Annotated in this window: 21 protein-coding genes; 20 read left to right on the top strand and 1 reads right to left on the bottom strand. The window is 46.4% G+C overall.

Going from position 1 to position 19,883, the window contains the following annotated elements:
- Window positions 1-25: 25 nt before the first annotated feature.
- Genes M3191_RS16595 through rsmI form a run of 3 tightly spaced genes read left to right on the top strand, consistent with a single transcriptional unit; the run spans window position 26 to window position 1,902 of the window.
- On the top strand, window positions 26-775 hold the full coding sequence (locus M3191_RS16595) for a tRNA1(Val) (adenine(37)-N6)-methyltransferase (protein WP_251701481.1): 750 nt from the start codon (window positions 26-28) through the stop codon (window positions 773-775).
- Complete coding sequence (locus M3191_RS16600; protein WP_251701482.1) at window positions 759-1,046, top strand: GIY-YIG nuclease family protein; 288 nt, start codon at window positions 759-761, stop codon at window positions 1,044-1,046. The genes M3191_RS16595 and M3191_RS16600 overlap by 17 nt, the downstream gene beginning before the upstream one ends.
- Window positions 1,024-1,902 carry a 16S rRNA (cytidine(1402)-2'-O)-methyltransferase gene (rsmI, locus tag M3191_RS16605; RefSeq protein WP_251701483.1) on the top strand — a complete coding sequence of 293 codons (879 nt, stop codon included), beginning with the start codon at window positions 1,024-1,026 and terminating at the stop codon, window positions 1,900-1,902. Before M3191_RS16600 ends, rsmI begins: the two co-directional genes overlap by 23 nt.
- Before the next feature lie 56 nt (window positions 1,903-1,958).
- Here rsmI and M3191_RS16610 read toward each other — a convergent pair whose 3' ends face one another.
- Window positions 1,959-2,234: an AbrB/MazE/SpoVT family DNA-binding domain-containing protein gene (locus M3191_RS16610; RefSeq protein WP_251629903.1), complete on the bottom strand. Its 276-nt coding sequence runs from the start codon at window positions 2,232-2,234 to the stop codon at window positions 1,959-1,961.
- 512 nt (window positions 2,235-2,746) lie between these two features.
- On the opposite strand from M3191_RS16610, the gene metG reads away from it, so the two are divergent.
- The 17 genes from metG to mfd all read left to right on the top strand — a co-directional run bounded on the left by metG (window position 2,747) and on the right by mfd (window position 19,844).
- Complete coding sequence (gene metG, locus M3191_RS16615; RefSeq protein ID WP_251701484.1) at window positions 2,747-4,708, top strand: methionine--tRNA ligase; 1,962 nt, start codon at window positions 2,747-2,749, stop codon at window positions 4,706-4,708.
- 123 nt (window positions 4,709-4,831) lie between these two features.
- The gene (locus M3191_RS16620; RefSeq protein ID WP_251701485.1) at window positions 4,832-5,602 is read left to right on the top strand and encodes a TatD family hydrolase; all 771 of its coding nucleotides are present in this window, start codon (window positions 4,832-4,834) and stop codon (window positions 5,600-5,602) included.
- 131 nt (window positions 5,603-5,733) lie between these two features.
- Complete coding sequence (locus M3191_RS16625) at window positions 5,734-6,966, top strand: G5 and 3D domain-containing protein (RefSeq protein WP_251701486.1); 1,233 nt, start codon at window positions 5,734-5,736, stop codon at window positions 6,964-6,966.
- Between the two features lie 175 nt (window positions 6,967-7,141).
- The gene (rnmV, locus tag M3191_RS16630) at window positions 7,142-7,702 is read left to right on the top strand and encodes a ribonuclease M5 (RefSeq protein ID WP_251701487.1); all 561 of its coding nucleotides are present in this window, start codon (window positions 7,142-7,144) and stop codon (window positions 7,700-7,702) included.
- Window positions 7,695-8,579, top strand: a complete 885-nt coding sequence (rsmA, locus tag M3191_RS16635) for a 16S rRNA (adenine(1518)-N(6)/adenine(1519)-N(6))-dimethyltransferase RsmA (RefSeq protein WP_251701488.1) — start codon at window positions 7,695-7,697, stop codon at window positions 8,577-8,579. The genes rnmV and rsmA overlap by 8 nt, the downstream gene beginning before the upstream one ends.
- Before the next feature lie 142 nt (window positions 8,580-8,721).
- Complete coding sequence (gene veg, locus M3191_RS16640; protein ID WP_251629891.1) at window positions 8,722-8,988, top strand: biofilm formation stimulator Veg; 267 nt, start codon at window positions 8,722-8,724, stop codon at window positions 8,986-8,988.
- Between the two features lie 128 nt (window positions 8,989-9,116).
- Window positions 9,117-9,302 carry a small, acid-soluble spore protein, alpha/beta type gene (locus M3191_RS16645; protein WP_060205970.1) on the top strand — a complete coding sequence of 62 codons (186 nt, stop codon included), beginning with the start codon at window positions 9,117-9,119 and terminating at the stop codon, window positions 9,300-9,302.
- A gap of 171 nt (window positions 9,303-9,473) precedes the next feature.
- Entirely contained in the window at window positions 9,474-10,340 is an 867-nt protein-coding gene (ispE, locus tag M3191_RS16650) for a 4-(cytidine 5'-diphospho)-2-C-methyl-D-erythritol kinase (RefSeq protein ID WP_251701489.1), read from the top strand.
- Window positions 10,341-10,396: 56 nt separating this feature from the next.
- Window positions 10,397-11,230 (top strand): pur operon repressor, encoded by an 834-nt coding sequence (purR, locus tag M3191_RS16655; protein ID WP_251701490.1) that lies wholly within the window; start codon window positions 10,397-10,399, stop codon window positions 11,228-11,230.
- Window positions 11,227-11,604, top strand: a complete 378-nt coding sequence (locus M3191_RS16660; RefSeq protein WP_251701491.1) for a RidA family protein — start codon at window positions 11,227-11,229, stop codon at window positions 11,602-11,604. Before purR ends, M3191_RS16660 begins: the two co-directional genes overlap by 4 nt.
- 165 nt (window positions 11,605-11,769) lie before the next feature.
- The gene (gene spoVG / locus M3191_RS16665) at window positions 11,770-12,054 is read left to right on the top strand and encodes a septation regulator SpoVG (protein WP_251701492.1); all 285 of its coding nucleotides are present in this window, start codon (window positions 11,770-11,772) and stop codon (window positions 12,052-12,054) included.
- A gap of 184 nt (window positions 12,055-12,238) precedes the next feature.
- A complete protein-coding gene (glmU, locus tag M3191_RS16670; RefSeq protein ID WP_251701493.1) occupies window positions 12,239-13,609 on the top strand; it encodes a bifunctional UDP-N-acetylglucosamine diphosphorylase/glucosamine-1-phosphate N-acetyltransferase GlmU in 1,371 nt (456 codons plus the stop codon).
- A gap of 14 nt (window positions 13,610-13,623) precedes the next feature.
- Window positions 13,624-14,583 (top strand): ribose-phosphate diphosphokinase, encoded by a 960-nt coding sequence (locus M3191_RS16675; protein WP_251697072.1) that lies wholly within the window; start codon window positions 13,624-13,626, stop codon window positions 14,581-14,583.
- Between the two features lie 83 nt (window positions 14,584-14,666).
- Window positions 14,667-15,299, top strand: a complete 633-nt coding sequence (locus M3191_RS16680) for a 50S ribosomal protein L25/general stress protein Ctc (RefSeq protein WP_251701494.1) — start codon at window positions 14,667-14,669, stop codon at window positions 15,297-15,299.
- Between the two features lie 72 nt (window positions 15,300-15,371).
- The gene (pth, locus tag M3191_RS16685; RefSeq protein ID WP_251701495.1) at window positions 15,372-15,935 is read left to right on the top strand and encodes an aminoacyl-tRNA hydrolase; all 564 of its coding nucleotides are present in this window, start codon (window positions 15,372-15,374) and stop codon (window positions 15,933-15,935) included.
- 47 nt (window positions 15,936-15,982) lie between these two features.
- Entirely contained in the window at window positions 15,983-16,231 is a 249-nt protein-coding gene (locus M3191_RS16690) for an anti-sigma-F factor Fin (RefSeq protein ID WP_251701496.1), read from the top strand.
- A gap of 79 nt (window positions 16,232-16,310) precedes the next feature.
- Window positions 16,311-19,844 (top strand): transcription-repair coupling factor, encoded by a 3,534-nt coding sequence (gene mfd / locus M3191_RS16695; protein ID WP_251701497.1) that lies wholly within the window; start codon window positions 16,311-16,313, stop codon window positions 19,842-19,844.
- Window positions 19,845-19,883 lie beyond the last annotated feature (39 nt).

Here is a 19,883-nt window from a genome sequence, read left to right on the forward strand (position 1 = left end):
TTTTTATTTATTGGAGGAGAACCGAATGGAGAATTTATTGAAAGATGATGAACGACTGGACTATCTATTGGCGGAAAACCTGCGAATCATTCAAAGTCCTTCTGTCTTTTCTTTTTCGCTCGATGCTGTCCTGCTTGCGAAGTTTGCATATGTACCGATCCGTTCGGGGAAGATTGTCGATTTATGCGCAGGCAACGGAGCCATTCCACTTTTTCTTAGTGCCCGGACGAATGCTGATATTATTGCAGTTGAATTGCAGGACAAGCTCTCGGATATGGCACAGAGAAGTGTTGGCTATAATAAGTTGAATGAACAGATCACTATTGTGAATGACGATGTAATCGGAATTGCCGGGAAAATCGGCTATGAGAAATATGACACGGTCACTTGCAATCCACCTTATTTTCCTGCTATTGAAGCGAGTGAGAAAAACTTGAAAGAACATGTTGCCATCGCAAGGCATGAAATCCGTCTGACTTTAGAACAAGCCGTACAGTCCGCCAGTGAGCTGTTGAAGCAGGGCGGGAAAGCGGCATTCGTTCACCGGCCGGGCAGGCTGCTGGATATTGTGACAGCGATGCGGGCGAACAGGCTTGAACCGAAAAGAATCCGGTTCGTGTATCCGAAAGAAGGTAAAGAGGCGAATACGTTGTTAATTGAAGGAATAAAAGATGGGAAGCCTGATTTGAAGATATTGCCGCCTCTTTATGTATATGGTGAAGATGGGGAGTATACCGAAGAAGTGAGGCTTTTATTATATGGACAAGATGAATGAGCATCTGTTCTATGTCCTTGAATGCAATGATGGCTCTTACTATGCAGGCTATACAAATGATTTGGAAAAGCGTATCCGAACTCATAATGAAGGAAAGGGCGCAAAATACACGCGTGCTAAGCTTCCGGTCCGTCTCATTTACCGGGAAAGCTATGAAACGAAGCAGGATGCAATGCGGGCTGAATATCAGTTCAAGCAATTGACACGGCCTGCTAAGGAACGATATATGAGGAAGGGGCAGCATATCGATGAAATCACAGAAGAGTGCTGAAGCAGGTGTGGCAAAGCTGTTTCTCGTCGGGACGCCGATCGGCAATTTGGAGGATATGACATTCCGGGCTATTCGGATCCTGCAGGAAGCGGATATGATAGCGGCTGAAGATACGAGGAATACAATCAGGCTTTGCAACCATTTCGAGATAAAAACGCCGCTTATGAGCTACCATGAGCATAATCTTGAAAAAGGTGGAGAGAAAATCCTATCTTTATTGGCGGAAGGGAAGACGGTCGCCTTGGTGAGTGATGCGGGGATGCCATGCATATCCGATCCCGGGAATGATATTGCTGCAAAAGCGATTGAAGAAGGGTTTGATGTCGTTCCAGTCCCTGGAGCCAACGCAGCCATCAGTGCATTGGTTGCTTCCGGGCTACAGACACAGCCGTTCTCCTTCATTGGATTCCTGTCGCGGCATAAAAAGGAGCGCAATGAGCAATTACAAAAGCTGAAGCAAAAGGAAGAGACTCTGCTACTGTATGAGGCTCCCCATCGCTTGAAGGAAACGGTCAAGGCTTTGTCGGAAGCATTCGGCGGTTCACGGCAAGTTGTGTTGGCGAGGGAGTTGACGAAGCGGTATGAAGAGATTCTTCGTGGAACGCTTGAGGAAGCCGTTTCCTGGGCGGGGTCTAATGAAATTCGAGGGGAATTCTGTCTCGTTATTGCTGGGAATGAAGCCGTTGAGAAAGCCGTGGAGAATTGGTGGAAGGATATAAGTATTCACTCGCATGTGGAAATGGTGATGGAAAAAGAAGGCGTTTCATCGAAGGAAGCAATTAAATTGGTGGCATTGGAAAGAGGAATGTCAAAAAGGGATGTCTATCAGGAGTACCATGTGAACGGGAATGTATAATAAAAATCCAGAACGAGTACTTGTTCTGGATTCAAATCATTATCATTTAGATAGTATTATTTTATCTTCTCTTCGATCTCTTTAATGAGTTGTTTAGCACCATCAGGACTTAAAATCAGCTTTCCGTCAATAAGCTGCAAGTTATTGTCGGACACTTCTCCTGTGATTGAACAAGTCATATTCGGCATGTATTTCTTTAAGATGATTTTGTCGTCATCAACATAGATTTCCAAAGCATCTTTCTGCTCAATGCCAAGTGTACGGCGAAGTTCGATTGGAATGACGACTCGTCCTAGCTCGTCGACTTTTCTAACGATTCCAGTAGATTTCATTAAAGGATTTCCTCCTACAAAGATTTAAATTTTCGGCAAGATTCGACATTTTCCTCTTGTCTATCAAGTATCATACCAAGTCTTCCAATTAACGTCAATAAAACTAGCTTAATACTATGTCTAGAATAATAGATTAAATGAACGAAACAGGACTTTGGATGTTTATATTTTTAGTAATGACAAGGCATTTAGTAATTAGTCAGGGCTGTATTTAGGGAAATGGAAATGGTAGATGGATTGAGCATTAATAAGGAAATTTAACTTATTTCAGCAAGCAAACGAGGCGTAATTGATTAATACGTAGAATTTTGCATTTATGCGCATTTGAAGCGGCTTATGAGCGTTTACGGGTGTTTATGCGTCGCTAGGCATGATTATGAGCATTATTGACGATTTATGCTCATTTCAAGAGGTTTATGAGCAATTTGACGATTTACTGCGTATCTACATAGCACTTTTGTTGAAATTTAAGTAATATGGATAGTATAGATTGAAACACAGGAGGTATTTTGGTGGCAGAACAGCAGAAGACATTTTATATTACGACTCCCATTTATTATCCAAGTGGGAAGTTTCATATTGGAACAGCTTACACGACCGTTGCATCAGATGCGATGGCCCGCTATAAAAGATTGCGTGGATTTGACGTGCATTTCCTAACAGGAATGGACGAGCACGGACAGAAAATCCAAGAGAAAGCGGAAGAGGAAGGCCTTCCGCCGCAGCAATATGTAGACCAAATCGCGGATGTCGCTATCGATCTTTGGAAATTGATGGACATTTCATATGATGACCTCATCAGAACGACGGAGGAGCGACATAAAGCGGCCGTCGAAAAGATCTTTAAAAAATTCCTTGATAACGGTGACATTTACAAAGGTGAGTACGAAGGCTGGAAATGTGTCCCTTGTGAATCTTACTTCACTGAGGCCCAGCTTGAAGACGGCAACTGTCCAGACTGTCATCGCCCGGTGGAAAGGGTGGCTGAGGAATCATACTTCTTCAATATGCAGAAGTATGCAGGCAGGCTCTTGAAATATTATGAGGACAACCCTCATTTCATCGAACCGGAATCCCGGAAAAATGAGATGATCAATAACTTCATCAAACCGGGGCTTGAAGACTTATCTGTCTCCCGTATGTCATTCGACTGGGGCATTAAAGTGCCGGGGAATCCGAAACATGTCATTTACGTGTGGGTCGATGCATTGACGAATTATATTACGGCGCTCGGCTATGGGTCTGATGATGAAACGCTATTCAATAAGTATTGGCCGGCTGATGTACATGTCGTCGGGAAAGATATCGTACGTTTCCATACGATCTATTGGCCAATTTTCCTTATGGCGCTTGATTTGCCGTTGCCGAAAAAAGTATTCGCCCACGGCTTTATAATGATGAAAGACGGGAAAATGTCGAAATCAAAAGGGAACGTCGTCTACCCTGAAATGCTCGTTGAGCGATATGGCTTGGATGCGACGCGCTATTTCCTTCTTAGGGAATTGCCGTTCGGACAAGACGGAACGTTCTCCCCTGAATCATTCGTGGAGCGCACGAACTATGATTTAGCCAATGACCTTGGAAACTTATTGAATCGGACAGTTTCCATGATCAATAAATATTTCGACGGCGTCATTCCGACTGAAAGCCTTGAAGCGACCGAATTCGATAATGTTTTACGTGACTTCACGACAAATGCAATCGAAAAATACGAAACTGCGATGGAGAAGATGCAATTCAGCGTCGTTCTTTCTGAGCTTTGGACAATCATTTCACGAACGAATAAATATGTAGATGAAACGTCTCCATGGGTTCTTGCAAAAGACGAGGCGGATAAAGGGAAATTGGCATCTGTCATGGCCCATCTTGCTGAATCGCTCCGACAAATCGCAGTGCTCCTGCAGCCGTTCATGACGAAGGCGCCGATTCAGATTATCGAACAGCTTGGATTGGATGAAACATTGCTAGCATGGGAAACACTAGGAGATTTTAAAGCAATTCCTGAAGGAACCAAAGTTGTCGAAAAAGGGGTTCCGATTTTCCCACGTCTAGATCCGGAAGTGGAAATCGTCTATATCCGTGACCAGATGGCAATTACTGCTCCTCAGGAAAAGCAGGTTGAAGAGCCTGTGAAAATCGAAGAAGAGGCAGAAGAAATCACGATTGACGACTTCATGAAAGTCGATTTACGTGTCGCGACCGTGACTGCATGTGAAAAAATCCCGAAAGCAGACAAGCTGCTGAAGCTTCAACTCGACTTGGGCTACGAACAGCGTCAAGTCGTCTCAGGCATCGCCGAGCATTATGAACCGGAAGCTTTGATTGGCGAGAAAGTCATCGTCGTCGCCAATTTAAAACCAGTGAAATTACGCGGAGAATTGTCACAAGGGATGATATTGGCCGGTAGTTCCAATGGGATTCTAAAACTGGCAACAGTCGATCCGACATTGGAAAACGGTGCACAAGTGAAATGAATAAAAACAGACGGCGTTTCCTAAAGAGGCGCCGTCTTTATCTTTTAACCAATTTGTTAACATATTGTAACGAAAGTCATAATCCATTGGAATAGAATGAAATCTGTGAGGAGAGACACATCAATGTATATCGATACTCATGTTCATTTAAATGCAGACCAATATAATGAAGATGTAAAAGAAGTGATTCAACGCGCACTTGACGCGGGTGTCAATAAAATGGTCGTCGTCGGCTTCGACAGGGTGACGATTGAGAAGGCAATGGAGCTAGCTGAGCAATATCCGTTCATTTATGCTGTCATCGGCTGGCACCCTGTAGACGCTGTTGATTGTACTGACAAGGATCTAGAGTGGATTGAATCCCTGGCGGCGCATCCGAAAGTCGTCGGCATCGGGGAAACCGGTCTGGACTATTACTGGGACAAATCGCCAAAGGATATTCAGCAGGAATTGTTCCGGAAGCAGATCCGACTCGCGCAAAAAGTCGATCTTCCCGTCATCATCCATAATCGTGACGCGACCGGGGATGTCGTCAGGATCCTGAAGGAAGAAGAAGCTCGAATTACGGGCGGCATCATGCATTGCTATGGAGGAAGCGTCGAGACTGCGAAAGAATGCATTGAGATGAATTTCCTTATTTCACTTGGCGGCCCTGTCACCTTTAAAAATGCGAAAATGCCGAAGCAAGTCGCAGCCGACATCTCACTGGATCATTTATTGATTGAAACGGATGCCCCTTACCTCGCTCCCCACCCTCATCGTGGAAAACGGAATGAGCCGGCGCTAGTCCCACTCGTGGCGGAGGAGATTGCCCGTCTGAAGGAAATTACGGTTGAAGAGGTGGCGAAACGAACGACCGAAAATGCTTTGAAGATCTTCCGTATTCCGAAGTAATGCGAAGGGTGATTATATAGCTTTCCGACTGAATTCAGCCAAACTCAGTATGAAGTGTGAAAAATCTAATGGGTTGACACGTCGAAAGGGAAGCTATATAATTTGCCGAGTGATAAAGGAGGAGTTTTTTCATGACAAAAAACACCATGAAAAATCTGTTCTCGATGTCATTGAGGAGTAAACAAATAGCGATTGTTGCTTTTGTGTTTGCGCTATTCGTTTCAATCATTTCACTTGTTCTTCATGAAATATCCAAGAAATCGGTCACACTACAAGTGAACGATGAGCAAATTGAAATAAAAACATCTGAACATACAGTTGGGCAACTTCTAGCAAGTAGGGATATCGAAGTTGCCGAACACGATTTAGTAACACCCTCAGTGAATACCACGATCGAGGAAGGATTATCGATTAGGTGGGAACAGGCAAAGCTAGTAGAGATTCAAACAGGCAAGGAAACAAAAAAGTTTTGGACGACGGATCGGAACGTCGGCGATATTTTAGCCGCGGCCGACATTAACCTTACCGAGCATGACAAGGTTACCCCAGATCTGAATGAAAACCTTGGTGAAAATCTACAAGTCAATGTTCAAAAAGCGTTCCAATTGACGCTTATCGATGGCGGAAAAGAGAAACAAATGTGGTCAACTTCGACTACGGTCGCTGACTTTTTAAAGAGAGAAAACATTCAATTGGATGAAAACGACAAGCTGAACCGTGATGCGGACGGTTTCGTAAAGCCGGGTTCTATAGTTGAAGTCGTACGCGTAGAAAAGGTCACCGATGTAGTGGAAGAGCCAACAAACTTTGCGGTCGTAACGAAAAGCGATGCCAAATTGCTGAAAGGACGCGAAAAGATCGTCCAAAAAGGCAAGAAGGGATCCGTTGAACGCAAGTTTGAAATTGTCAAAGAGAATGGCAAGGAAGTATCTCGTACGTTATTGAGTGAAAGAGTCATTGAGGAACCGCAAAAGAAAATTGTTGCGGTCGGTTCCAAAGTAGTAGTGGCAAGCGCCTACAATAAAAAATCCAATGTCGCTGTGTCTCGTGGCAGCTCGGCAGCACCTTCCGGCGGGAAAGAGTTTTATGTTACCGCCACCGCCTATACTGCACACTGTAACGGCTGCACAGGAACCACGGCAACGGGCATCAACCTGAGAGCCAATCCGAATCTGAAAGTTATTGCGGTGGATCCTAGTGTCATTCCGCTCGGCTCGAAAGTCTGGGTTGAAGGATACGGATACGCAATCGCAGGGGATACTGGCGGTGCTATCAAAGGGAAGAAGATCGACCTTCACGTCCCTACTAAGGCGGCAGCGTACAATTTCGGCCGTCGCACCGTGAAAGTCAAAGTGATCGACTAATTCCAATAGTAGTCATGTTTTTCCACATCAATCCGTGGGGCTTAACCAGTCCCACGGTTTTTTTCATCTTTACGTAGTAGCAGCAGATCAAACCCATCCCTGTTCGATTGTCTGTACAACGACTGCTTTGACGCGTAAAATTAAACAAACGTAACGTAACGAAATGAGGGTCATAGTGAACATTAAGGAGATCATCGTCGTCGAAGGCAAATCCGACACGATTGCCATCAAGAGGGCAACAGGCGCCGACACAATCGAAACGAACGGATCGGCAATCGATGAAAAGACATTGAATAAAATCAAGCACGCCCAGGAAACACGTGGAGTCATCGTATTTACCGATCCCGACTTCCCGGGCAAAAGAATCCGCTCCATCATCGAAGAACGGATTCCGGACGTCAAACACGCCTTTCTGCATAAATCGAAAACAATCGCCAAGAACGGGCAAGGGCTTGGCATTGAGCATGCGAAGGATGAGGACATCCAAAAAGCTCTTGAAGCGGTCTATTCCGTCGATGTTCAAACCGTTGAGGAAATCCCTCTCCGGGTCCTGCTGGATGAAAGGCTTATTGGACATCCCGACGCGAAAAAACGGCGCGATCGGCTAAGCGAACTACTGCAAATCGGTCAAGTGAACGGTAAAGGTTTGAAAAAGAGACTTGAAATGTTCCGGATTGGGCAACATCAATTAATGGAGGCATTAAAAGTCCTGCACGAGGAGGATGGCCATGAATAAGGATATCGCAACGCCAATAAGAACAAAGGAAATTTTAGAGAAGCACGGGTTTTCATTCAAAAAGAGCTTAGGTCAAAACTTTTTGATAGACCCGAACATTTTACGTAATATCGTATCGCATGCAGGCTTGACGGACAAGACGGGCGTCATCGAGATTGGTCCGGGCATCGGGGCATTGACGGAGCACCTCGCGAGAACTGCGAGAAAGGTCGTTGCATTTGAAATCGACGGCCGTCTGCTTCCTGTGTTGGAAGATACGTTATCGCCGTATGATAACGTCACCATCATCAACCAGGACGTCCTGGAGGCGGATTTGAATCAAGTGATCGAGGAGCAGTTCAGCGGATTTGACGATATTGTCGTCGTAGCAAACCTCCCTTATTACGTGACGACGCCAATCATCATGAGGTTTTTGCTAGGAAAAGTTCCGATACGCGGCATGGTGATCATGATGCAAAAAGAAGTGGCGGATCGCATTACGGCATCGCCAAGTACGAAAGCATACGGATCATTATCGATCGCTGTCCAATATTACATGGATGCCGAAGTAGCGATGATTGTGCCGAAAACGGTATTTATCCCGCAGCCGAATGTAGAATCTGCGGTTTTGAATCTGACAAAAAAAGCGGGGCCTCCAGTGGAAGTGAAAGATGAGGACTTCCTGTTCAAGGTGGCGAGAGGCTCATTTGTACAGAGGAGAAAAACACTGCTGAACAACCTGCAATCCTCCTTGCCTGACGGGAAGGCGAAGAAGGAGCAGATCCTTGATGCGTTTGAGCGGATTGGCATGGATCCGGGCAGAAGAGGCGAGACATTATCCATTAAGGAGTTCGGAGAGTTATCGAACGCCTTGTATGCAGATTTCAAAAACCGGTGACAACAGGGCGTTTCTTAGCTTAATCAATTGAAAAAAGCAAAAAAAGAATTGACAATGACAACGTTTTACTGATAAAATTCTTCTTTTAATTGACAGAACTTTTTAAAAGTGTTATACTAGTATCCAGTGAGGTGTAAGCGACGTGCCAAAAACATTAGCGGACATTAAGAAGTCATTGGATGCTCATTTGGGGAAACGTTTGCACTTAAGAGCAAACGGCGGCCGTAAGAAAACGATCGAACGTGCCGGAGTCCTTCGTGAGACGTATCGGGCAGTTTTTGTTGTTGAACTGGACCAGGATGAAAATGCTTTTGAAAGGGTGTCTTACAGCTACGCGGATATTTTGACTGAAGCAGTCGAAATAACAGTTCTGGATGACGGAGACGCCACTGAGTTCATCGTCAAATAGTTTTTTATAGCAATCATGTATTGTTTTTTATTTAAAAACACCTATGCATCCCTTAACGGAGACGCATAGGTGTTTTTTTATTGCCATTGCCCATACTAAAGTTGTCAGTCGAAAAGGAGGAAAACCTAATGGCGAGAAGACGGAGTATAATGTCTGAGCACTTGAAGGAAGAAATTGCGAAAGAGCTTGGCTTTTACGATGTTGTTCAGCGGGAAGGTTGGGGAGGCATCAAGTCGCGTGACGCCGGTAATATGGTGAAGCATGCCATACAGATGGCCGAACGTGGAATGGCGGAGAGAAGGAACGACAGCTAAGTTCCACCCATCTCATGTACGACTGACAAAGAAGGAGCTGCATGGTTGTCGTTACAGACGCCGTGCAGCTCTTTTCTTTATTTCGTCCATCGATGTAAAGTTTGAGGATGCAATCCAATCGCCCTATGGTAAAATAGGGAACAATGACAAGCTTGGAATGGAGGGGGCTGGATGTTATATGAGAAAGCACCTGCAAAAATCAACCTGACACTCGATGTCCTACATAAACGCCCCGACGGTTTTCATGAAGTGGAAATGATCATGACGACAGTCGACTTGGCTGACCGTGTCTGGCTTCGCCCTTCGAATGATGGGCATATCAACATGAAAGTTTCCGAGCGGTTTGTGCCGAATGACCGGAAAAATCTAGCCTATCAAGCGGCGGACCTACTGAGACGAAAATACGGTATCCGCGACGGGGTTGAAATAACGCTCGACAAAAAAATACCTGTTGCCGCAGGTCTAGCAGGAGGCAGTTCGGATGCCGCGGCAACACTGCGCGGACTGAACCGGCTATGGAAATTGCAGCTGAGCGCGGATGAGTTAGCAGAAATCGGGTCAAAGATCGGCTCGGACGTCTCTTTCTGCGTGCATGGAGGAACAGCGCTAGCGAAAGGGCGCGGGGAACAGATAGAGCATTTGCCGGCACCCCCCAACTGTTGGGTTATCCTTGCGAAGCCTTCTATCTCCGTTTCTACAGCGGATATCTACCGCAATCTTGATGTCAATTCCATTCTGCATCCCGACACGGCTGGTATGCTCGAAGCGTTGCATTCAGGCGACTACGCCAAAATGTGCGCATCCTTGGGCAATGTTTTGGAACCAGTGACAATGCAGTTGCATCCACAGGTCGTCGTCCTGAAAGAAAAAATGGAACAGTTCGGGGCAGACGCTGTATTGATGAGCGGAAGCGGACCGACCGTTTTTGGGTTTGTCAGGCAAGAGGCGAGAGTATCGAGAATTTACAATGGATTAAAAGGTTTCTGTAAGGAAGTCCATGCTGTCAGAATGACAGGGGAACGTTTTCTGCTTGATTAAAGGCGTACAATTATGATAATGTCGAATAAAACATTCGGGTTTAGGGGTTGTTACTCATGAAGTGGAAAAGGAGCGGAAGACTCGTTGATATGACGCGTCACCTATTGGATAATCCGCATACACTCATACCGCTTACTTTCTTCTCCGAACGTTATCAGGCTGCAAAGTCGTCCATTAGTGAAGACTTGGCAATTATTAAAGAGACGTTCGAAGAGAATGGGACAGGCAAATTGATGACAGTATCGGGAGCTGCAGGTGGAGTGAAATACATTCCGCAAGTCTCCGAAACGGAAGTCCGTGAAGTGATGGCCCTTATAAAGGAAAGCCTTGGCCGATCGGATCGGCTATTGCCTGGCGGCTATTTATATATGACGGATTTTTTAGGGGATCCCAAAATAATGGACCGCATCGGAAAAGTCTTTGCATCTGCATTCGGGGATACGGAGATCGATGTAATCATGACAGTCGCTACGAAAGGCATTTCTATCGCCCATGCGATAGCCCGCCATCTGAATGTTCCAGTCGTCATCGTTCGAAGGGACAGCAAAGTGACAGAAGGATCGACGGTCAGCATCAATTATGTGTCCGGTTCCACGCGCCGCATCCAGACGATGGTATTATCAAAAAGAAGCATGAAGAGCGGGAGAAGAGTATTGATCACCGACGACTTCATGAAAGCGGGCGGAACGATGGCGGGCATGAAGAATCTACTCGAGGAATTCGACTGCGAACTTGCAGGGATTGCTGTCCTGGTAGAGGCGGAACATACCGAGGAAGTGCTCGTTGAAGACTATTTATCCTTAGTCAAGCTTCGCGCAGTGAATGAGAAGGATCGCACAATCGAGCTTGAAGAAGGAAACTATTTCAAGAAGGGTGGAAGGACGGAATGAATTATGTAGCTACAGAAAATGCCCCGAAAGCAATCGGGCCATACGCTCAAGCAGTGAAAGTAAATGGATTGGTTTACACATCCGGACAACTTCCGATGACACCGGACGGACTGCTCGTCGAAGGAACGATTGAAGAGCAGACGAACCAAGTTTTCGCAAACTTGAAAGCTGTATTGGAAGAGGCAGGCTCTTCCCTTGGTCAAGTAATCAAGGCGACAGTGTTCATCAAGGACATAAACCAATTTGCAGCATTGAACGACGTATATGCACAACATTTCGGATCACATACTCCTGCACGTTCAACAGTGGAAGTGGCAAGATTACCGAAGGACGCATCAGTAGAAATCGAAGTCATCGCCCTATCCGGCGAATAAATAACAGTGGCGGCCCGCTCGTAATAAGAGCAGGCCGCCGTTTTTTTGTGCCATAAAAAGTTTTTTAGAAAAAGTTTGAAAAAATAAAAGGGAAAAGCTTACTTTTGTAGAATATAATCGTTGAGCCAAATTCTAGACATAAACAACAAAGGGAGTGGGGAAGTAATGGAAGTGACAGATGTAAGGCTGAGAAAGGTTGAGACGGAAGGTCGAATGAGGGCAATTGCTTCAATTACCTTGGACGGTGAATTTGTTGTACACGACATCCGCGTCATTGAGGGGAATGACGGATTGTTTGTTGCGATGCCAAGCAAACGTACGCCGGATGGAGAATTCCGCGACGTCGCACACCCCATCAATACATCGGCAAGGATGAAAGTCCAAGATGCAGTCCTCACTGCTTATCATATGGTCGAGGAAAAAGGAGTCCTAGAAGAAGCTGGAGCATAAGTTTATGGAATATAAAAGAAGCACGGAACCAAGAGATATTCTCCGGTTTTGTGCTTTTTTGATTGGAATAAAAAAGAAAAGAATAATATTAAAAGAATTACATCGCGTTGTCAAGGGGGTATAGTTGAAATTTATACTATTTTCGGCTATAGTCAATAATGAAATAATGGATGGAGGCCAGCAAATGACGAATACATATGCCATCGTCCTAGCTGCAGGGCAAGGGACGCGGATGAAGTCCGATTTATATAAAGTATTGCATCCTGTCTGTGGAAAACCGATGGTCGAACACGTTGTCGACCATATCCTCGGAATCGGCGCGGATAAAATCGTAACGATTGTCGGTCACGGCGCAGAAAAGGTAGAAGAAACACTCGGTGCCAAAAGTGAATATGCCCTTCAGGCAGAACAGCTCGGCACAGCACATGCAGTTCAGCAGGCGGAAGATCGGTTAGGTGAACTTGAAGGGATTACGCTCGTCGTCTGTGGAGACACGCCGCTCATCAAATCGGAAACGATGCAAGCATTGATCGCACACCACTCCGACACGAAGGCGAAAGCGACAATCCTGACAGCACATGCCGACGACCCTACTGGCTACGGCCGCATCATCCGGGATGAGCAAGGAAACGTCCTTCGGAACGTCGAACATAAGGATGCATCGCCACAAGAGCGGGAAGTGACCGAGATCAATACGGGAACGTACTGCTTTGACAACCGCGCATTGTTCGAGGCTTTGAAAAAAGTGAAGAACGATAACGCGCAAGGCGAATACTATCTTCCTGACGTCATCGGCATCCTGAAGGCTGAACAGGCATTAATTTCCGCTTATGTAACCGATGATTTCAGTGAAACAATCGGTATAAACGACAGGGTCATCCTTTCAGAAGCGGAAAAAGTGATGCGCCAAAGGATTGCGGAATCCCATATGCGCAACGGTGTGACAATCATCGATCCGGGCAGCACGTATATTAGCGCGGATGCCCAAATCGGCCGGGATGCAGTTCTTCAACCAGGCACGATGATCGAAGGACAGACGGTCATCGGGGAAAAGTGTATCATTGGACCGAATAGTCATATCGCCAACAGTGAGATCGGCAATCATACAACCATCCATTCGTCAGTTGTACGGGACAGCATCATCGGGTCCGGTACGACAGTTGGCCCGTTCGCACATATCCGTCCGGATTCCAGACTCAGCGACAATGTAAAAATCGGCAATTTTGTCGAGATTAAAAAATCAAGGCTAGGAGAAGGAAGCAAGGTTTCCCACCTTAGCTATATCGGTGATGCGGAAGTCGGAACGCATGTCAACATCGGCTGCGGAACAATCACTGTGAATTACGATGGTAAAAACAAGCATACGACAACAATCGAAGATGACGCTTTTGTCGGCTGCAACTCCAATCTGGTTGCACCTGTAAAAATTGGTAAAGGCGCTTACGTAGCGGCTGGATCGACCATTACAAAAGATGTGCCAGAAAGTTCACTTGCAATTGGACGCGCGCGCCAGGAGAATAAAGAAGGATACGCAACAAAATTAAATCTTAACTAACCAGGGGGACCATGATGGCTAATCATTATCCTAATGATAAACTGAAGATATTCTCTTTAAATTCCAACGAATCACTTGCACGGGAAGTAGCGGACGAAATCGGACGCCCACTCGGCAAGTGCTCTGTCAAGCGCTTCAGCGATGGAGAAATTCAAATCAATATCGAAGAAAGTATCCGGGGTTGCGATGTTTTTGTCATCCAATCAACCTCCTATCCAGTCAATGATAACCTAATGGAGCTCCTTATCATGATTGATGCATTGATGCGCGCATCAGCCCGTACAATCAATGTAGTTATGCCTTATTATGGTTATGCACGCCAAGACCGTAAAGCGCGTTCCCGTGAACCGATCACGGCGAAGCTTGTGGCCAACTTGCTTGAAAAAGCGGGTGCTGACCGCGTCATTGCTATTGATCTGCATGCACCGCAAATCCAAGGCTTCTTTGATATTCCGATTGATCATCTCGTTGCAGAACCGATTTTGACGGAATACTTCAAAGGAAAAGGCTTGGAGGGCAACGAGCTCGTCATCGTCTCTCCGGATCATGGCGGAGTAACACGGGCACGGAAGATGGCGGATCGTATGAAAGCGCCAATCGCTATCATTGACAAACGCCGTCCACGTCCAAACGTTGCCGAAGTGATGAGCATCGTAGGGAACGTCGAAGGGAAAACAGCTATTCTGATTGATGATATCATCGATACTGCCGGAACGATTACAATCGCAGCGAACGCGATCATCGAGAGTGGCGCGAAGGAAGTGTACGCTTGCTGTACGCATCCGGTATTATCCGGTCCTGCCATCGAAAGAATCGACAATTCGCAAATCAAGGAATTGATCATTACGAATTCGATCGAACTGCCGGAAAGCAAAAGATCCCCGAAAATTAAACAATTATCGATTGCAAAGCTTTTGGGTGAAGCAGTTATCCGTGTGTTTGAAAAGAAATCTGTCAGCACATTGTTTGAATAAGCAAGCCAGCTAGTTTCATGTCGTCTGATTTTGGGTATTTCAAGAGATAGAATAACTTTTTTTCAAGAAAGGTGACTACGCAAATGAGTACAGCAATTCAGTCGAAATCAAGAGAAGTAAAAACGAGATCAGCATTAACAGCACTAAGAAATGATGGGTTCATCCCATCAGTCGTTTATGGATATAATACAGAATCTACACCGATTGCCGTAAAAGAGAGCGACCTGCTGAAAACATTGCGTGAAGTCGGACGCAATGGCGTTCTCAAACTTGAAGTAGATGGCAAGCAATTGAACGTCGTATTGAATGATTTCCAAGAGGATGCTTTAATAGGCGATATCCGCCACGCGGACTTCCTCGCAATTGATATGGCAGAAGAGCTTGAAGTCGACGTTACGGTACATCTTGTCGGCAACTCCGTCGGCGAGAAGGAAGGCGGCGTCGTACAACAGCCGAACCGCGAAGTGACGATCAAAGTCAAACCTTCGGATATTCCGGAGTCGTTTGAAGTTGATATTTCCGAGATGCAAATCGGTGACACGATTACAGTCGCAGACGTACGTGCGAAATCTAAGTTTGAAATACTTTCTGACGATGATTACGCACTCGTTCTAATCTCCGCTCCACGTACCGAAGCGGAAATGGAAGAGCTTGAAGCTGATGCAGGTGCTGCAAATGCAGAACCGGAAGTCATCGGTGGTAAAGAGGAAGAATAATATACAGCAGTTGGAGCGCACGTGCAAAGCGTGCGCCCTTTTTATAATTAATTCAAAAGGAAGATACGCCTCATGAAAATGATAATCGGCCTCGGAAACCCGGGGAAGCAATATGAGAAAACCCGGCATAACGTCGGATTCCATGTTATCGATGAATTGGCTCGTCGACTTGACGCGCCTGCCATGCAATTGAAATTCAACGGCGCCTATACGATCATCCACCGTCCCGAAGGAAAAGTGATGCTCGTCAAACCTTTGACATATATGAATCTATCTGGAGAATGTGTCGGTCCGCTCATGGATTACTACGATGTGGAACTCGATGATATCGTTGTACTGTACGATGACCTTGACCTCGTTCCCGGCAAATTACGGCTGCGTCAAAAAGGTAGTGCCGGCGGCCATAACGGGATGAAATCGTTAATCGCCCATCTTGGCTCGGATTCCTTCAACAGGATCCGCATTGGAGTCGGTCGTCCGACCGGCGGCATGAAAGTAGCAGACTATGTACTTTCACCATTCAGCAAGGAAGAACAGCCGCTTATTGAAGAGATGGTCGAAAAAAGCGCTTCTGCCTGTGTGGATTGGCTCAAGAGGCCATTTTTAGACGTAATGAATAACTATAATGGTTCATAAGGAATAATCACCGGCTCCCAAGCCTATACTTTGTTAAAAAGGGGTCGATGAAACCGATGAAACCGAATGACGTTCGTTATTCATGCAGGCATTGCAACACAGAGGTCGGCAGCATCCCGCTCTCATCTGCCGAAGAGATCCTCCGGGAACTGAAAAATGCGGAAGAAGGACAAGGGGAGCACTTCCTCGAATATGATAAGAATGGTTCAATGACGGTTCGTTGCATTTGTGAGCAATGTGAACAGTCGTTGCGGATGAATCCCAATTACTATGCATTACGGAAATGGATACAATAGGTTTTTCTGCTTTGGCGTGTTGCGCGCGCAAAGCTTTTTTCACTTAATTTTATTTACTGCAAAGCGAGGAAAATAATCATTGGATGCGCTAATAGATTTATTTCTACAAGACAAAGAGATTACTAAAGTTGTTGAGGAGTTAAAAACAGGACGGGACCGTCAATTGCTGGCCGGGCTATCTGGCGGCGCAAAGGCCGTCTTCTTCAAGACTGTCCAGCAGTCAGCAGAGAAGCCGATCCTGATCATCACTCCCAATATGCTTCAAGCACAACGTACATATGAAGACCTTGTGAAGATGCTCGGCGAATCACTCGTTCATTTGTATCCGGCAGAGGAATTGATCGCTGCCGATTTTTCTGTGTCCAGTTATGAACTGCGCGCAAACCGAATTGATACGCTCGATCATATGGCGCGAATTGGCAAGGGAGTCTATATTACGCCTGTCGCGGGAATGAAGAAACTACTTCCTCCGAAAGAGAGATGGATCAAAAATTCCTTATCAGTGCATCTGGATGACAGCATTGATGTGGACGAATGCATCCGGAAACTTGTGGAAATGGGCTATGGAAGACAGGACATGGTAACCGCGCCGGGCGATTTCGCTCTGAGGGGCGGCATTTTGGACGTGTATCCATTGAATATGGAAAACCCGATCCGAATTGAGCTGTTTGACACGGATGTCGACTCCATCCGGATGTTCTCCGCGGAAGATCAGCGCTCAACCGACAAACTGACAGAAGTGACAATCCTTCCTGCTACGGAATATGTTTGGGACGCCGCGGAATTGTCTCAAATTGCCTCGAACTTGGAGGACGCCCTTCGTGCAAGCCTGAAGCGGATGAAAAATGAAGAGGCAAAAGAATCCCTTACGATGAATATAACCCGAGACATCGGCCTGTTGCGCGACGGCATCACTCCGGAAGGGATGATGAAGCATGTATCGTTTTCAGACCGTGTCCCATCCTATCTTGGTGATTATTTTCCCGAAAATGGCATTGTTCTATTCGACGAAATTGGACGGATTCTTGAAGTGTCTTCCTCTCTTGAAAGTGAAGAGAAGGAATGGTTTCTGACTCTTCTCGAGGAAGGCAAGATTGTTCAAGACGCGAAACTCTCGTTTTCATTCGAAGAGATGCATAAAATGCTCAATCATCCCAAGTCGTACTTATCATTATTCGTAAGGGCTGTGCCGGGCATCGTCCTAAAGAAAACAGTCTCGTTCTCCTGCAAACCGATGCAGGAATTCCATGGGCAGATGAACTTGTTGAAAAACGAAATGGATCGTTGGCAGCAAGGGAAATACAATATCTTTATCGTTGCTGATGGGAAAGAGCGGATGGCGAAGGTGCAATCGATTCTAAGAGATTATGAGATGGATGCGGCAGTGAACGGCAAGCCGACAGGCGCGGGAACTATTTCCATCATCGAAGGGGACCTTTCCGCAGGATTCGAATTGCCTTTTCAACGTCTAGCGGTCATTACGGACGCGGAGCTGTTCAAAGGGAAACCGAAGCGGAAAGCCCGTCCGCAAAAAATGACAAACGCTGAACGCATCAAAAGCTATTCGGAGATCAAACCTGGCGACCATATCGTCCATGTCCATCACGGAATCGGTAAATATTATGGCGTTGTGACACTCGAAGTGGGCGGCGTCCATAAAGACTATCTTGATATCCGCTATCGTGGGGAGGATAAACTTTTCGTCCCGGCGGACCAAATCGACTTGATTCAGAAATACGTTGCATCTGGGGAAAGGGAACCAAAACTCCATAAACTCGGGGGCGCTGAATGGAAAAAGACGAAGAGTAAAGTGTCATCCGCCGTCAAGGATATCGCGGACGATCTGATCAAGCTATATGCGCAGCGCGAAGCTGAAAGAGGGTTTGCATTCTCGGAGGACGATGATCTAATGCGCTCCTTTGAAAATGCATTCCCATACGACGAGACAGAAGATCAGCTTCGTTCCATCGAGGAAGTGAAACGCGATATGGAGAGAGAGCGTCCGATGGACCGACTTCTTTGCGGCGATGTCGGATATGGGAAGACGGAAGTGGCGATTCGTGCAGCGTTCAAGGCAGTCGCGGACGGCAAGCAAGTCGCGTTCCTCGTTCCGACAACGATTCTTGCCCAACAGCATTATGAAACGATGAAGGAACGGTTCTCCGGGTTTCCGGTGGAGGTATCTTTATTAAACCGCTTCCGTACGCGGAAAGAGCAGACGGAAACGTTGAAAGGGTTGAAGGCCGGAACGATCGATATCGTCGTCGGCACACACCGCCTCCTATCTAAGGACGTGGCGTATAAAGATCTAGGCTTGCTCATCGTCGATGAGGAGCAGCGATTCGGCGTGACGCATAAGGAAAAGCTCAAGCAGTTGAAAACGAATGTGGACGTTCTCACATTGACAGCGACGCCAATACCAAGGACGTTGCATATGTCGATGCTCGGTGTCCGGGATTTGTCCGTCATCGAAACGCCTCCAGCAAACCGTTTCCCGGTCCAGACATATGTCATGGAGCATAACTTCGGTCTTGTAAGGGAAGCGATTGAGCGCGAGCTGGGGCGCGGTGGTCAAGTGTTTTATCTATACAACCGCGTCGAAGATATGACACGCAAAGTCGATGAAATCAAGCAGCTCGTCCCGGAAGCGCGTGTCGCTTTCGCCCACGGGCAAATGAACGAGTCGACGCTCGAATCCGTAATTCTAAGTTTCCTGGAAGGTGAATACGATGTCCTCGTCACGACAACGATCATCGAGACGGGCATCGATATTCCGAACGTCAACACGCTCATCGTCCATGATGCGGACCGCATGGGCTTGTCCCAGCTGTATCAGCTACGCGGACGAGTCGGACGGTCGAACCGTGTTGCATACGGCTACTTCCTCTATCAGCGTGACAAAGTGCTGACAGAAGTAGCGGAAAACCGACTGCAGGCGATCAAGGAATTCACGGAACTCGGATCTGGTTTTAAAATCGCGATGCGGGACTTGTCGATCCGTGGAGCGGGGAACTTGCTAGGTTCCCAGCAGCACGGCTTCATCGACTCTGTCGGTTTTGATCTGTACTCACAAATGTTACAAGAGGCAATTGAGGAGAAACAGACGGGCATCGTAAAATCCGAAATTCAGGACGTTGAAATTTCCTTGCCAATTAATGCCTATTTACCGGATTCGTATATTAAAGACGGATTCCAGAAGATCCAAATGTATAAACGGGTGAAAGCAATCGAAAGCGAGGAGGATTACTCCGAGCTCGTCGATGAGATGACCGACCGGTTCGGCGACTTGCCACTTGAAGCCGACCTGTTGCTTCGTGTCGGAAGGATAAAGGCATGGGGTCGCATGGCGGGTGTCGAATCGATTAAAAAACAACGTTCAGTCATTGAAATCCGTTTAACTGAAGAAGGTACGGCGAAGACGGATGGAGCAAAAATTGTTTCCGACTCCATGGAATTCGGCCGTGCTGTCGGCTTTACGATGGAAGACGGCAGGCTTATCATAACGGTTGATGAGCGCCATACAGGCAAAAAGACGGAATTTGACGTTCTTGAGGAGATGATGAGGATTCTGCATTCGTCTATCAAAGAGTCCGTTTCCACAGATTCCGTCTAAAGGAACTATTGCATAAAATGTCCAAGCATGATGCATACT

Source organism: Sporosarcina luteola, assembly GCF_023715535.1.
In the GTDB taxonomy this organism is placed as follows: Bacteria; Bacillota; Bacilli; order Bacillales_A; family Planococcaceae; genus Sporosarcina; species Sporosarcina luteola_B.

Coding starts and splice junctions, on each gene's coding strand:
- M3191_RS16645 (WP_060205970.1), top strand. CDS start 9,117: ATGGCGAGAAGACGGAGTATAATGTCTGAGCACTTGAAGGAAGAAATT.
- glmU (WP_251701493.1), top strand. CDS start 12,239: ATGACGAATACATATGCCATCGTCCTAGCTGCAGGGCAAGGGACGCGG.
- purR (WP_251701490.1), top strand. CDS start 10,397: ATGAAGTGGAAAAGGAGCGGAAGACTCGTTGATATGACGCGTCACCTA.
- M3191_RS16680 (WP_251701494.1), top strand. CDS start 14,667: ATGAGTACAGCAATTCAGTCGAAATCAAGAGAAGTAAAAACGAGATCA.
- ispE (WP_251701489.1), top strand. CDS start 9,474: ATGTTATATGAGAAAGCACCTGCAAAAATCAACCTGACACTCGATGTC.
- M3191_RS16600 (WP_251701482.1), top strand. CDS start 759: ATGGACAAGATGAATGAGCATCTGTTCTATGTCCTTGAATGCAATGAT.
- pth (WP_251701495.1), top strand. CDS start 15,372: ATGAAAATGATAATCGGCCTCGGAAACCCGGGGAAGCAATATGAGAAA.
- M3191_RS16625 (WP_251701486.1), top strand. CDS start 5,734: ATGACAAAAAACACCATGAAAAATCTGTTCTCGATGTCATTGAGGAGT.
- rsmA (WP_251701488.1), top strand. CDS start 7,695: ATGAATAAGGATATCGCAACGCCAATAAGAACAAAGGAAATTTTAGAG.
- M3191_RS16690 (WP_251701496.1), top strand. CDS start 15,983: ATGAAACCGATGAAACCGAATGACGTTCGTTATTCATGCAGGCATTGC.
- M3191_RS16660 (WP_251701491.1), top strand. CDS start 11,227: ATGAATTATGTAGCTACAGAAAATGCCCCGAAAGCAATCGGGCCATAC.
- M3191_RS16620 (WP_251701485.1), top strand. CDS start 4,832: ATGTATATCGATACTCATGTTCATTTAAATGCAGACCAATATAATGAA.
- spoVG (WP_251701492.1), top strand. CDS start 11,770: ATGGAAGTGACAGATGTAAGGCTGAGAAAGGTTGAGACGGAAGGTCGA.
- M3191_RS16595 (WP_251701481.1), top strand. CDS start 26: ATGGAGAATTTATTGAAAGATGATGAACGACTGGACTATCTATTGGCG.
- rsmI (WP_251701483.1), top strand. CDS start 1,024: ATGAAATCACAGAAGAGTGCTGAAGCAGGTGTGGCAAAGCTGTTTCTC.
- M3191_RS16610 (WP_251629903.1), bottom strand. CDS start 2,234: ATGAAATCTACTGGAATCGTTAGAAAAGTCGACGAGCTAGGACGAGTC.
- M3191_RS16675 (WP_251697072.1), top strand. CDS start 13,624: ATGGCTAATCATTATCCTAATGATAAACTGAAGATATTCTCTTTAAAT.